General features: G+C 41.9%; 13 protein-coding genes. 3 read left to right on the top strand and 10 right to left on the bottom strand.

All coding sequences use genetic code 11. From position 1 onward, the window contains the following. Positions 1-308: 308 nt before the first annotated feature. The 7 genes from AR335_RS03295 to yneA form a co-directional block, all read right to left on the bottom strand. Positions 309-521, bottom strand: coding sequence for a YneF family protein (locus AR335_RS03295; protein ID WP_053354387.1), 213 nt, complete (start codon positions 519-521; stop codon positions 309-311). An 80-nt stretch (positions 522-601) separates the two neighbouring features. After that, positions 602-1042, bottom strand: coding sequence for a sporulation inhibitor of replication protein SirA (gene sirA / locus AR335_RS03290; RefSeq protein WP_053354388.1), 441 nt, complete (start codon positions 1040-1042; stop codon positions 602-604). Positions 1043-1179: 137 nt separating this feature from the next. Then, positions 1180-3177, bottom strand: a complete 1998-nt coding sequence (gene tkt / locus AR335_RS03285; RefSeq protein WP_062231974.1) for a transketolase — start codon at positions 3175-3177, stop codon at positions 1180-1182. A gap of 180 nt (positions 3178-3357) precedes the next feature. After that, on the bottom strand, positions 3358-3642 hold the full coding sequence (locus AR335_RS03280; RefSeq protein WP_062231972.1) for an iron-sulfur cluster biosynthesis family protein: 285 nt from the start codon (positions 3640-3642) through the stop codon (positions 3358-3360). Positions 3643-3748: 106 nt separating this feature from the next. Continuing rightward, entirely contained in the window at positions 3749-3988 is a 240-nt protein-coding gene (locus tag AR335_RS03275) for a DUF896 domain-containing protein (protein WP_053354391.1), read from the bottom strand. Positions 3989-4032: 44 nt separating this feature from the next. Further along, a complete protein-coding gene (locus AR335_RS03270) occupies positions 4033-4689 on the bottom strand; it encodes a YneB family resolvase-like protein (protein WP_062231971.1) in 657 nt (218 codons plus the stop codon). 7 nt (positions 4690-4696) lie between these two features. Further along, positions 4697-4975: a cell division suppressor protein YneA gene (gene yneA, locus AR335_RS03265; RefSeq protein ID WP_053354393.1), complete on the bottom strand. Its 279-nt coding sequence runs from the start codon at positions 4973-4975 to the stop codon at positions 4697-4699. Positions 4976-5130: 155 nt separating this feature from the next. On the opposite strand from yneA, the gene lexA reads away from it, so the two are divergent. Next, on the top strand, positions 5131-5751 hold the full coding sequence (lexA, locus tag AR335_RS03260; RefSeq protein ID WP_062231969.1) for a transcriptional repressor LexA: 621 nt from the start codon (positions 5131-5133) through the stop codon (positions 5749-5751). A gap of 65 nt (positions 5752-5816) precedes the next feature. Here lexA and cysI read toward each other — a convergent pair whose 3' ends face one another. Next, complete coding sequence (cysI, locus tag AR335_RS03255) at positions 5817-7535, bottom strand: assimilatory sulfite reductase (NADPH) hemoprotein subunit (protein WP_062231966.1); 1719 nt, start codon at positions 7533-7535, stop codon at positions 5817-5819. Between the two features lie 26 nt (positions 7536-7561). Next, the gene (locus AR335_RS03250) at positions 7562-9376 is read right to left on the bottom strand and encodes an assimilatory sulfite reductase (NADPH) flavoprotein subunit (protein WP_062231964.1); all 1815 of its coding nucleotides are present in this window, start codon (positions 9374-9376) and stop codon (positions 7562-7564) included. 236 nt (positions 9377-9612) lie between these two features. Between AR335_RS03250 and AR335_RS03245 the strand changes: the two genes are divergently transcribed. Together AR335_RS03245 and AR335_RS03240 are read left to right on the top strand one after the other, a co-directional pair. Then, the gene (locus AR335_RS03245; RefSeq protein ID WP_062231962.1) at positions 9613-10506 is read left to right on the top strand and encodes a LysR family transcriptional regulator; all 894 of its coding nucleotides are present in this window, start codon (positions 9613-9615) and stop codon (positions 10504-10506) included. Between the two features lie 207 nt (positions 10507-10713). Beyond that, positions 10714-11631, top strand: a complete 918-nt coding sequence (locus AR335_RS03240) for a DMT family transporter (protein WP_062231960.1) — start codon at positions 10714-10716, stop codon at positions 11629-11631. A gap of 122 nt (positions 11632-11753) precedes the next feature. Here AR335_RS03240 and AR335_RS03235 read toward each other — a convergent pair whose 3' ends face one another. After that, positions 11754-12536: an SDR family NAD(P)-dependent oxidoreductase gene (locus AR335_RS03235; protein WP_062231958.1), complete on the bottom strand. Its 783-nt coding sequence runs from the start codon at positions 12534-12536 to the stop codon at positions 11754-11756. Positions 12537-13218 lie beyond the last annotated feature (682 nt).

Genomic DNA, 13218 nt, shown 5'->3' with positions numbered 1-13218 from the left:
CCTAAACTAACTCACTTTTCTCCCTGTAAAGTAAAACCTATACGTCTAGCCGACTCGGCTCTATATCTACTCCATTCGATAAAAGGAATTAATTTCCTTTGACTGAAAGAAGATCAACTTCCTTTTTCAATTGCTAGTAATACTCCTCCATTAATCTTTCTAATTTCATTAAAAAAACCACCCTTTCTGCTGAATCTTACGCAGAAAAAGTGGTAGTTGTCGTGATATACGAAAAATTAACCAATGACTTAAGGAATGATCAACTGATTAATCTTAATTGATGAAAAAAGCCTGCTGGTACGGGCTTTTTACTTCATCTGGTTGTTCATTGCTTTCATCATCTGATTGATTTTCTTTTGGGACGGCTTCTGACCCATTTGCATCATCATCACACGCAGCATGTTTTCATTGATTGGTGGATTCTTTTGTAGGTAATTCATCATGTATTTGCGGGCAATGAAAAATCCAATTGCTACTCCTGCAAGAAGCGCTAAAATGCCCACAAGGATATAATAAAACATAGTAAAACTTCCTCCTTCGTGTTGTCTAGCACTAGTTTACTATAAAAAGACAATCAGTTACAAGATACACGCCAAAATATTTATGACCCATAGCCTGACCTAGCCTTTAACGGATTCAACCAGCCATAGCGGTAATACTTAAAATCCATCGCAAAAAAACAGCGTTCATACTTTCGTATGTTTTCAAAAATGGCTGTTTCCGCCTCAAAACTGCCTACGCTTTGAAGAAGCATATAACGTTCTGAAAAGCTGAGCCGCGCAGAGCTTTTTTCACACTCCAGAAGGAAAGAGTGGACTTCCGCCTGAAATCCTTTTGATGAGAGCAGCATCTGTTTTATAAACGATTGAAGAGGGTTCAGCTGAAGCGGAGAGGTGATGTAAAGGATTTGTTTCATCAATACTTCTTTTTGCTGAGTAAAGGTTTTGTATTCTTCCAAAAACAGCTGAAAGAGTTTGATTTCTTTCCCAAAATACTCTTCGGCGACATCTTCCTTTATCTTATAGATCAAATACTCTCTCAAAACCGCCACCTCTCTCCCTTTTTTACAATTAGTATAATGGATTCTTTACAAAATACTTGTCTTATGCTGTAGCATGAGGCCACTTCTTTTGTCGAAAAAGAAACCCCGGAGAAAATATTCTCCGGGGTTTATACAGCTTATTTATTCAATAAAGCTTTTAATTTATTGGATACATTTTCGACTGTAAAGCCGTATTCAGCAATGATTTTTTCTCCAGGTGCTGAAGCGCCAAATTTGTCAATCGCAATTGTGTCGCCATCCAAACCAACATATTTGTGAAAGCCTTGAGATGCCGCCATTTCAATACCGAGTCTTGTTCTTACCGATGAAGGAAGAACGCTCTCTTTGTATTCTGCAGATTGCTTTTCAAAACGATCCCATGAAGGCATTGAAACAACAGAAACTTGGATTCCCTCTTGTTTTAATTGTTTCTGTGCTTCGATCGCCAAGCTGACTTCAGAACCAGAAGCGAGCAGCAACCCTTGAGGTGTACCTTCAGCTTCAGAAATAACATATGCACCTTTTTTGACATTCTCATATGCACTTTCTTTTGTCCCTTCTAGAATCGGAAGGTTTTGTCTTGTTAATACTAGTGCAGTTGGCTGATCTACACTTTCAAGAGCCAGCTTCCACGCAGCAACAGACTCATATGCATCTGCTGGCCGGATGACAGAAAGCCCAGGCATCGCACGGAGTGACGCAAGCTGTTCTACCGGCTCATGGGTAGGGCCGTCTTCACCAACTGCTACACTGTCATGGGTAAACACATAGGTTACCGGAAGCTTCATGATGGAAGCCAGACGGATTGCCGGGCGCAAGTAGTCTGAGAATACGAAGAACGTTGCACCGAATACTTTCAGTCCGCCATGAAGCGCCATTCCGTTAACAGCTGCACCCATCGCAAATTCCCTTACTCCAAACCAGATGTTGCGGCCGCTGTAATTTTCACGGCTGAAGTTTGTTTCTCCAGTAAGCATCGTGTTGTTTGATCCTGCAAGGTCAGCAGATCCTCCAAACAACCATGGAATATTTTTTGCAAAAGCATTCAATGCTTTTCCTGAAGAACCCCTTGTCGCAACAGCTTTATCAAATTCAGGAAGATTCGCATCAAAGTTTTCTGGTAATTTGTTATCGATCGCTGTTTTCAATTGAGCTGCAGCTTCACTGTGCTCTTTTTCATAGCGTGCAAATAACTCATTCCATTCCTGTTCTTTCTTTTTGCTATCTTCTTTCAATGAAGCAAAGTGTTCACTTACTTCATCAGGTACGAAGAAGTCTTCTTCAAACACCCAGTTGTATGCTTCTTTTGTCAGTTTTACTTCATCTGATCCAAGAGGAGCACCATGAGAAGCAGATTTACCGGACTTGTTAGGAGAACCGTATCCGATTACTGTTTTCACTTCGATTAACGTCGGATGTGAAGTATCCTTTTTTGCTTCGGCGATCGCATTTTCGATCTCTTCAAGGTTTGTTCCGTCTTCTATACGAAGTACTTGCCATCCATATGCTTTAAAGCGGTCTTCTACACTCTCAGAAAACGAAAGATGAAGATCTCCATCAAGAGAGATATCATTTGAATCATAAAGAACAACAAGTTTTCCGAGTCCAAGATGACCTGCTAAAGATGCAGCTTCAGCTGATACGCCTTCCATCAAATCTCCGTCTCCACAGATAGAGTACGTATGGTGGTCAACAACTTCAAAGCCGTCTTTGTTGTAAGTTGCAGCAAGATGGCGTTCTGCCATTGCCATACCTACAGCCATCGCGATCCCTTGTCCAAGCGGTCCTGTTGTAGCATCTACACCAGCCGTATGTTTGTACTCAGGATGTCCTGGCGTTTTGCTTCCCCATTGGCGGAATTGTTTTAAGTCTTCCATGGACAAGTCATAGCCTGAAAGGTGAAGCAGGCTGTAAAGCAGCATGGAGCCATGCCCTGCAGATAACACAAAACGGTCACGGTTAAACCATTCAGGATTTTCCGGGTTGTGATTCATGAATTTCGTCCAAAGACTGTAAGCCATCGGTGCAGCACCCATTGGCATACCAGGGTGTCCAGATTTGGCTTTCTCAATGCTATCTATAGCCAAGGTACGGATAGTGTTGATTGATAATTGGTCAATTGAAGCAGTAGACATTATTTAATCATCCCTTCATCTACATATGTAAAAGATTTCTCGATACCATCATAAACATATTGGACATTTTATACAAGCACAATGCCCACCAATAGTGTCCCATAAAATCTTTCTTTGATACAAATAAAAAAACCTGCATTATAACTTTATAACTTTTTGTTATAATACAGGTTCCTTTATTTAGTTTAACGCAGGGAACTCACAATAAAAGATATCTTCCCCTTCGTCATAGTCCAGTTTCATATCATCTACGAGCCAGCGGTCATCCGGTTTAACACAAAATTTCAATCCGCTTATTTCCTGAATATCATCACCGTCTGCCGGCTGAGCTGGGATGACGCCTAATGAGTATCCGCCGTTGCTTGCACTGCCGGCATATCGCGCATATAACCGGAGTGCCTCACCTTCATTAAGATCGATCTCACTATACAGTCTGACCACAGAATCCGTTATTGAAAAGGCCAAGGTGTTCTCCCCTTTCACAGTTGTTATATAACAGTATATACGAAATTCTGAATTTTGCAACAACAAAAAAGCCTGATTTCTTTGTACTGAAATCAGGACTTTTTCCTTAATGCTTCATATTGTTCTGGCTTTTTTTACTTTCTTTTAGCTTATCCGGTGTTACATCATTGCCTTCAGGGTCAATGATCTTCAATGAATGCAATCTATTTTGAAAAGAAGTTCTGACGTTTTTCAGATACTCTTCCCTTAATTGCTTTTGTTCTTTGGCTTCTTCTGTTGACAAACCTTCTTGTTTAGATTTTTTGGCAAGAAAATTTATCCGTTCCAGTTTATCTGGTGTAAGCATGGAACACCTCTCCTTTTTCCTCGATATCCCTATCGTAACGAATATTAAGTAGAGTTTCCAGTCGGAGCACTTTCTAAATACTCCTTATACCTGCGGTGAACTGTCGCTTTTGATGCTTCATATCCAAAACCCCTTAGCGTAACGGCAATTTCTGCAAACGTAAGATCCATTCCTCTAAGCCGGATGATTTCATCAACCGGAAGCACCTTCCGGTCTCTTCCTCCATGATGGATGTTCTTTAAATTCTTTTGTGGTTTATAGCCTTTTTGAACAGCCTTCCTCATTCCTCTTTTTATCTTTAAGTTATGTAGCTTGCGCTGATATTCCTCTACAACGGCAACGATTTCAAGCACCATAGACTCCGCTTCGGAAAGATGGTATTCCCCTTGGCTGCTGTAGGTATAAACTTTAATGCTCCTCTTCTGAAGTTCGTGAAGAAGAACGATCTTGGCGTTCCCCCTGCCCAACCGGGTATCATCCGTTACAAGAAGAACATCAAATTCTTCGTTTTGGGCCCGCTCGATTACCTCAAACAAACCATCCCGTTCCAGGCTGTATCCGCTTTCTCTATCTTTTATAACAGAGACAATGCCGAACCCATGGCTGACTGCCAGCTGTCTCAATTCATCTTCCTGCCGGGATAAAGAGGATGTCTGCTCTTCCTTTTCGGTGCTTACTCTGCAATAAATGATCGATCTCAATTGTGCCTCACCTGTCTTCTTCTGCCTTGATCGGTATCGTTAATTTCTGTCCTGGGGTAATGGTTCCTGCCTGTATTCCGTTATTCTTTTCAACCCAGTTGACAAATTCCCAATTTGAACCTTTGTCCTTCGTATATTCTTCGGCGATCTCCCAAAGTGAATCACCTTTATTAACGGTAATCTCCATATATTCTCTGGATCCTTCTGCGTGAGACTGATAAGCGAACATAATAAAACCTGCTGCAACAATAGATAATAGCATAAATACCGGTGAAAATCCCTTCATCGTATATCTCCCCTTTGCGAATATGTGTTCTTATTAATTTTCATTATAATAGGAACACCTGTTCTTTACAAGGGTTTTTTTCGAACTTATGTTTGTATATCTTGTTCCTGCATGCTATACTTTTTTCAAGAGTATTCAGTGAATGAGGTGTAATCATGACAAAATTATCCAGAAGACAAATCGATATCCTGGACTTTATTAAGGAAGAAGTAAACGCGAAAGGCTATCCACCATCAGTCAGGGAAATCGGTGAAGCAGTTGGACTGGCTTCAAGCTCAACCGTACACGGCCATTTATCCAGGCTTGAGAAAAAGGGGCTGATCAGGCGTGATCCTACCAAACCCAGGGCCATTGAAGTGCTCGGCCTCGAATCAGATCAGATCATAAACAGAACGCGATCAGTTAATGTACCGATCATCGGTAAAGTTACCGCGGGTTCACCGATTACAGCAATCGAAAACGTTGATGAATATTTTTCATTGCCAGAACACGTTGTAGGAGACGATAATGTTTTTATGTTAACTGTAGAAGGAGACAGTATGATAGAAGCTGGCATCTACGACAGGGACCTCGTGGTCGTCAAGCAGCAGCCAACAGCTGAAAACGGTGACATCATTGTGGCCATGACAGAAGAAAATGAAGCTACTGTAAAACGCTTTTTTAAAGAAAAAGACCACATTCGCCTGCAGCCGGAAAACGCCGCTTTATCTCCAATTTTGCTGCAAAACGTGACCATCCTTGGTAAAGTAATCGGTGTATATCGAACACTTCAATAAAGAAAAGCAAAAAACAGCGACCCCACAAACATGGCTGGGTCGCTGTTTTAGTTATAAGGATAATATTAATTATGAAAGTTTGTACCGTCCGTCGTTGCTTCTATAATGCCCGCACGAATCACAAAGTCTCCAAAGTGCTCGCCTTCTTCGCGTTCTTTCGTAAATCTAGGGAACAGCATCTTCAATTCTTTTAAAATCTCTTCCTCCCCTATGTTTTCACGATACATTTTGCTCAATCGGCTGCCGTCAAACGCTGCACCCAAATACATGTTATATTTTCCTGGCGCTTTACCGATAAACCCAATTTCACCTAGCGCATGGCGGGCACATCCATTGGGGCAACCCGTCATCCGAACGGTAATCTCTTCGTTTCTCAAGCCGTTTTCTTCAGCTATGTTATCAATCTTGTTCATTAGCACCGGAAGATAGCGTTCTGCCTCCGCCATGGCTAGACCGCAAGTAGGAAGGGCCACACAAGCCATGGAATTGCGCCGGATCGCAGAAACTTTTTGGCTGTCGAGCATTCCATACTGTTCCAACAACTCTGTAATCTCTTGTTTCTTCTCTCTCGTAATATTGGCAATTATAAGGTTCTGGTTGGCAGTCAAACGGAATTCCCCTGTATGGACCTTTGCGATTTCCCTTAAACCGGTCATCAGCTTGTAGTTCTCAAAATCCGCGATACGGCCGCCTTCAACAAACAGAGTAAAATGCCAATTCTCCTGCACACCCTGTACCCAACCATACCGGTCTCCATTATCTTCAAAAGAAAAGTCTTTCGCTTCATCCAGACTCCAGCCTAAACGGTTTTCCAGCTCTTCTTTAACGGTTTGAAGACCTAACCGGTCGACTGTATATTTAAAGCGGGCGTTCTTTCGCTGTGAACGGTTTCCATAATCTCTCTGAATGGTAATGACTTTTTCAGCCACCTCAAGAATCTGGTCCGGCATGCAAAAACCAATCACTTTTGACAGCTGCGGATAGGTTGCTTTATCTCCATGTGACATTCCCATGCCTCCACCAATGGACACATTAAATCCAATTAGCTTCCCATCTTCTACTACGGCGATTAAACCGAGGTCCTGTGAAAAGACATCAATGTCATTGGAAGGTGGAACTGCAATGCCGATTTTAAATTTACGCGGCAAGTAAAGCGGTCCGTACATCGGTTCAACTTCTTCTGTTTCTGGAGTGCCTGCTACTTTTTCCTCATCCAGCCAAACCTCGTGGTACGCTCTCGTTCTTGGCAAGAGATGGTCACTGAGTTTTTTGGACCATTCATACACATCAGAATGAACTTCTGATTGATAAGGATTGGAGATGCACATCACATTACGGTTTACGTCACCGCAAGCTGCAATCGTATCGAGCATTGATGCATGGATCTCCTGAATGGTGCTTTTCATGTTCCATTTTAAAATGCCGTGCATTTGAAACGTCTGGCGTGTGGTTAATTTTAATGTTCCATTACCATACTGGTTGCCCAGCTGATCCAAAACCAGCCATTGAGAAGGCGTCACCACTCCCCCTGGCAATCTTACTCGGAGCATGAACTGATAAGCTGGTTCAAGCTTTTGTTTCTGCCGCTCTGTACGAAGGTCTCTGTCGTCCTGCAAATAGCTGCCATGATGCTTCATGAGGCGGTTATCATCATCCGGGATACCTGCACTGATCCGGTCAAGCATCACTTCCTTCAGCGTACCCCGTAAATAATTACTCTCTTCTTTTATACGTTCCACATCACTCGGTTTGCCTTCCGGTGCTTTTAATAATGGGTTTGACATCTCTTTAAACTCCTTTCTGTTGCCGGTCAATACACGTCACGCTGATAACGTTTTTCCTGCTGCATGCGGGCCACATACTCTTCCGCTTGTTCATGGGTCATGCTGCCTTCATTTTCAATGATTCCGATCAGTGTTTGATGAACATCTTGGGCCATGTTTTTCTCATCGCCGCATATATATAAAACAGCACCTTCTTCTAACCAATGGAAGAGTTCTTTACTGTGTTCAAGCAGACGATGCTGTACATATACTTTTTCCTCGGTGTCGCGGGAAAACGCCACATCCATTTTTGTCAGAACGCCATTCTCCAGCCACTTTTGCCATTCTGTCTGGTATAGGAAATCACTGACAAAATGCTGATCTCCAAAGAACATCCATGATTTCCCCTCTGCACCTGTTTCCTCACGTTCTTGCATGAACGCCCGGAATGGCGCTACTCCTGTTCCAGGTCCTACCATAATGATCGGTGTTTCTCCGTTCGCTGGCAGTTTAAAATTCTGATTGTGCTGGATGTAAACCGGAAGTGTGTGCCCTGGCTCCAGCCTTTCCGCACATAAAATGGAACAAACGCCGCTGCGGCTGCGTCCGAAGGATTCATAACGCAAAGCGCCGATGGTTAGATGAACCTCGTCCGGATTGGCCTTCAGGCTCGAAGCAATCGAATACAAACGAGCTGGCATTTTACGTAAAATGTTGACAAAGTCCTGTGGTGAAACGGCCCATGGACCAAAGTCTTGAACGAGATCCAGAAGATCACGGCCTGAAAGATAACTTTTCAGCTCGCTCTCATGCCCTACTGACAAAAGTTCATGCAGTCTTTCATTTTCAGTTAACTGTGCTGCCTGCCGAAGCAGCGGCTTTGTTAAAACTGTAATTTCAAAATTGGTGATAAGCGCCTGCTTCAGAGCTGCCATATCCCCCTGCTTGTTCACTGTTACAATTTCTTCAGGATTCCAATGTAATTCCTCAAGAAGCAAATCAACCAGTTCCGGATCATTTTCAGGGTAGATTCCAAGACTGTCACCCGGTTCAAAAGATAGATTCGACCCTTCAAGCGAAAGTTCTAAATGGCGGGTCTCCTTATTCGAGCCGCGTCCGTTCAAATTAATATTTTCCAGAACCTCTGCATGAAATGGATTGGTCCGGGAATACGTTGCCTCTTCGGCTAGGGTTGCTGAAGCCTCTTGAAAAGCTTCACTTGCAGTCTCTCCCTGTTCCTCATTTAAACCTAATATTACTTTTGACAGCCATTCTGCTGCCGGCTCATCATAATCGAGATCGCAATCCACACGCGGTGTCAGGCGTTTACCCCCAAGCTCTTCCAGGACCTTATCAAAATCTTTGCCCGTCTGACAGAAAAACTCGTAGGAACTGTCACCTAGGGACAGGACTGAAAAACGAAGATCTTCTAGTTTTGGAGCTCTTTTGCCATGGACAAATTCATGGAACGAAATCGCATTATCCGGCGGATCTCCTTCTCCATGTGTACTAACAATGATCAGCAGGTTTTTGAGTTTCTTTAGCTGATTCGGTTTAAAGTCACTCATGGAAGAAACCGTTACCTCAAAACCTTTCTCTTTGAGAGCTTTACTGCTGTTATCCGCAATGCCTTGAGCATTCCCGGTTTGAGATCCGTAAAGGATGGTTACTTCTTTAGAAACGGGCAAAATGGAGCCGTGCTTTACAACAGCTACTGGTCCCACTGGTGCTGCAAGTGACTGAGAAGCCGCTAAGTAACCGGAAAGCCAAAGCTTTTGTGCTTCAGTTAACGTTGGTATCAGCTTGTTAAGGAGCTCAGCTTGCTCCTGATCGAATGGACTGTTTGTTGCCTGAAGTTGCAATGATAACACCTCACATTGAAATATAAACATAATTTTCCGTCATTTTTTACTTTAAAAGTTTCCCTCTAGGTTAAGACTAAATTATTTCTATCCATTAACTCGGTTTTAATCTTAAAAATAGTCAGAACCCTTAAAAAATTTATATCCTCTACTTTACCTCAGTACAAAACATTAGTAAAATACATATTAATTATCGTTGCCATTAAGATTACTAATCATAAAGGATGTTTTAAAAAATGTATTATGATGCATTAAAAACGTTCGTCACCCTGGCCGAGGTAAAAAATTTTACAAAAACAGCAGAACTTCTTCGGATGTCTCAGCCGAGCGTCAGTTTGCATATTAAAAATCTGGAAAAAGAGTTTCAAACCAAGCTTTTTCTCCGCTCACCCAAGTTTCTGCAAATTACGCCTACAGGTGAAATATTATATGACCGGGCAAAACTGATCCTTACGATTTACGAACAAGCCCGGCAGGAGATTGGAGAGCACCATACAACGATTAAAGGTGAGCTGAAGATTGGGGCCAGTTTTACCATCGGAGAATATATCCTCCCCTCACTTCTTTATGAGCTGCAAAAACAACACAAAGAGCTTCAGCTGCAAGTGCTGATTGGAAATACGGAAGAAATCGTTGGATCCGTGCGCAACTACAAAGTGGATGTTGGATTGATTGAAGGGCAAACAAACGAAAAGGAGCTTTCAGTCCATCCGTTTATGAGTGATGAACTCTTTATCGTTTCTTCCCCAAGCCACTCCCTTGCCTCCAAGGACAAAGTGACCATAGATGATCTGCAAAATCAGCAATGGGTATCAAGGGAAACGGGATCCGGAACACGCGATTATCTTACTCATGTCATCAGATCCAATGGTTTGAAAACAAAGTCTCTGCTGACGATCAGCTCCAATCAAGGCATTAAAGAGTCCGTCATTCATGGGCTGGGGCTGTCACTGCTTTCCGGCAGCGTGATCGAACGGGATGTACAGTACGGCAACCTGTCTATTATAAAAATCCAGAATCACTTCTTTAACCGAAAATTTTCCTACATTTATTCGCCCATTGTCCAGGAAAACAGAAACGTCTCTGCTTTTCTGCAGGTCATCCATCAGAAATATCCCTCTTCAATTTAATAACTGCATAACGAAAGACACTGCATTATTTGGCTGTGTCTTCTTCATGTCTCTGCAGCTGATTCAATAGTAGAACAATGAATCATTGTTTCCGTCAAGTTGGTCTAATTGGAAAATAAAAATTTTCATATATATTTTAATCAGCGTATCTACTAGATATATTTAACTTACTCACCTTTCACGTCAAACTTTAAGGAAGGATCTACGATGAAACATCATACAGTCCCCTTATTAAACATGGTTTTCATTGCTATTCTAGTATTGATATGGGGCTTTACCTGGCCTATTTCCAAGGTAGCACTTCATTATTGCCCTCCTGTACTCTTATCGGGTTTCCGATCACTTGGAGCCGGAATTCTATTGTTTCTTTTTGCTTTGCCACGATATAAGAAAATGAGTTTTAACAGAAACTGGAAGATGTACTTTTTCTCAAGTCTGTTTAATTCGGTCTTGTTCTATGGCCAGCAAACCATTGGACTGATGTTTATGCCAGCAGGATTGTTTAGTGTCATTGTTTATTTACAACCGGTTCTGATTGGTATTATTGCGTGGTTATGGATTGGAGAAACCATGACAGCTTGTAAACTTACAGGTTTGATTCTTGGTTTTACCGGAGTGGCTACGGTCAGCCTTGGAGGATTATCTTCTCATATTTCTCTCATTGGCATACTGCTCGGGGTCTGTACAGCTTTAAGCTGGGCAATCGGTACCGTTTATATGAAATCAATCAGCGCAAAAGTCGATGGGATCTGGCTGATTACCATTCAAAGTATTATCGGCGGACTGATCATGACAGGAGCAGGCAGCGGAGTGGAGAAATGGTCCAGCATTACATGGAGTTTTCCCTTTGTTCTGACCATGTTGTTTTTAGCTTTATTTTCTGTAGCCATTGCTTGGTTAATCTACTTCCATTTGCTCTCCAGAGGAAATGCAAGCATGATTGCTTCTTTTAATTTTCTCGTGCCGATCATCTCTATTTTTATTGGTATCTTATTTTTGGATGAGCCGTTCACCAACACACTTTTAATCGGATTACTCCTGATCATTGCCAGCATATATCTGGTGAATCGTAAATCAAAATTATCTGTGAGAAGAGCGAACGCTAATTTACCTACCATAAAATAAAATAATATGTATCGATTAGCCATCTTTAGTTTTCCAATTAACAATGTAGTCCCCAGCAAATTTTGATTTTCCGTTTTCCTCTATTCATTCATATTGCCAAAGAAGAAGTCTCTTCACTCATTTTATTTGGTTCTATTTTTTAACCAGCTGTCAAATTCGGTGGCGACTAGGCGTTCACCTGTTAATCCTTCAGATTGCTCGGAAGCAAGATAAACGATAGGTTTTGCCATGATTTCCGGCTTCAGAAGCTGAGAGTTTCCTTCAAGTTCCCTTCTCACTTCATCAGGTATCATTCCGGTTACGGTGGCCCCGCCAGGAAGAAGCATATTTACCGTCACACCAAATTCACGCAGGTCTTCAGCCATGATAAATGACAGGGACTCGGTTGCGGCACGAGAAGGGCCGTATGGGACAAATCCTTTTCGTTTCATGGTTTCATAATTCATCGATATATTGATGATTTTTCCTTTTGCCTGCTTGACCATCAGAGGAGCGAATCCCCGGGCGGTTAGGAAATAACCGGTCACATTTGTATCGATTAAATTTCGAAACCCTTCAGGAGAGACCTGATAGAAAGGCTGTGGTTCTGTAAGGAATTTTGGGTTTACAGTCCTCATGCCTATCCCGGCATTGTTCACGAGGACATCGATCTTACCCCATTCCGTTTTTACCCAGTTCACTGCATCATGTACCGATTCCTCTGACCTGACATCCAATGGAAGTTCAAAAACATTCGAATATCCCTTATCTTGAAGGTTTTTTACAGCTTCCGTCATTTTTGCTCCCGGACGGGATGCCACTGCAACCGTTGCTCCTTCATCAAGAAGTGCTTCTACCATGGCATATCCTAAACCGCTTGATCCTCCTGTAACAACGGCATGTACGCCAGTTAATTCTTTTGCCATTTTTCCACCTCATTTGGTTTAAATTCAAATCTTCGAAAGGATTATGATAGTATGTACAGTTTTTATATATCAGTTCCCCTGCAGTTAAAAATTTTATGTGTATCGGAAGCGACTAAGCTTTTCCAAACTTATTCTTTCTTTCTTTGCTAATAAAGTCCAGCCAAATAATCCATTATCTTAAAAACCTGGGATGGTTAAAGATCAGGAAAATCCCGACCACTAATTTAACCCTTTTTTCCATAGAAATAAATTCCTTCCAAATTCCAGAATATAACTTTATTATATCTCAAATTACTCTGAGAATAAAAAAGCTGATCCTGTAAGTGTACATAAGAACCTCGGGGTCAGCCTGACTTATTGATGTATCGATTGGATGATTTTATTTACTAAACCTTCCGCATCTTTTGCTTCTACAGTCGTTAATTGGATGCGGCAGAACGGGTTTACCCGGAACTCCAGGCACCTTCTAAAGCAATCTGTGACTTTTACATCAACTTCTTATGATGTTCGAGGCGGAGTAATTCCAACACTTTTCAGGTTTTGGTTTTCTTGTTAAACTAAACCAGCTAATAGGAGTCAATAGTTTTTTATTAAAATGAATTATCTCTCGTGGTATACTTTTTAACGGCAGGCCAAATAACCCTCCAAATACTGTTGGAAGGTTTTTCATACGCTGTATTTT

It is taken from the genome of Fictibacillus sp. FJAT-27399 (genome assembly GCF_001510655.1).
In the GTDB taxonomy this organism is placed as follows: Bacteria; Bacillota; Bacilli; order Bacillales; family Fictibacillaceae; genus Fictibacillus_C; species Fictibacillus_C marinisediminis.
Note: the sequence above shows the minus strand (reverse complement) of the source record. Positions and strands in the feature narration are given on the sequence as shown.

Coding starts and splice junctions, on each gene's coding strand:
- AR335_RS03235 (WP_062231958.1), bottom strand. CDS start 12,536: ATGGCAAAAGAATTAACTGGCGTACATGCCGTTGTTACAGGAGGATCA.
- yneA (WP_053354393.1), bottom strand. CDS start 4,975: ATGAAGGGATTTTCACCGGTATTTATGCTATTATCTATTGTTGCAGCA.
- AR335_RS03275 (WP_053354391.1), bottom strand. CDS start 3,988: ATGCTTACACCAGATAAACTGGAACGGATAAATTTTCTTGCCAAAAAA.
- lexA (WP_062231969.1), top strand. CDS start 5,131: ATGACAAAATTATCCAGAAGACAAATCGATATCCTGGACTTTATTAAG.
- AR335_RS03240 (WP_062231960.1), top strand. CDS start 10,714: ATGAAACATCATACAGTCCCCTTATTAAACATGGTTTTCATTGCTATT.
- AR335_RS03295 (WP_053354387.1), bottom strand. CDS start 521: ATGTTTTATTATATCCTTGTGGGCATTTTAGCGCTTCTTGCAGGAGTA.
- cysI (WP_062231966.1), bottom strand. CDS start 7,535: ATGTCAAACCCATTATTAAAAGCACCGGAAGGCAAACCGAGTGATGTG.
- AR335_RS03245 (WP_062231962.1), top strand. CDS start 9,613: ATGTATTATGATGCATTAAAAACGTTCGTCACCCTGGCCGAGGTAAAA.
- tkt (WP_062231974.1), bottom strand. CDS start 3,177: ATGTCTACTGCTTCAATTGACCAATTATCAATCAACACTATCCGTACC.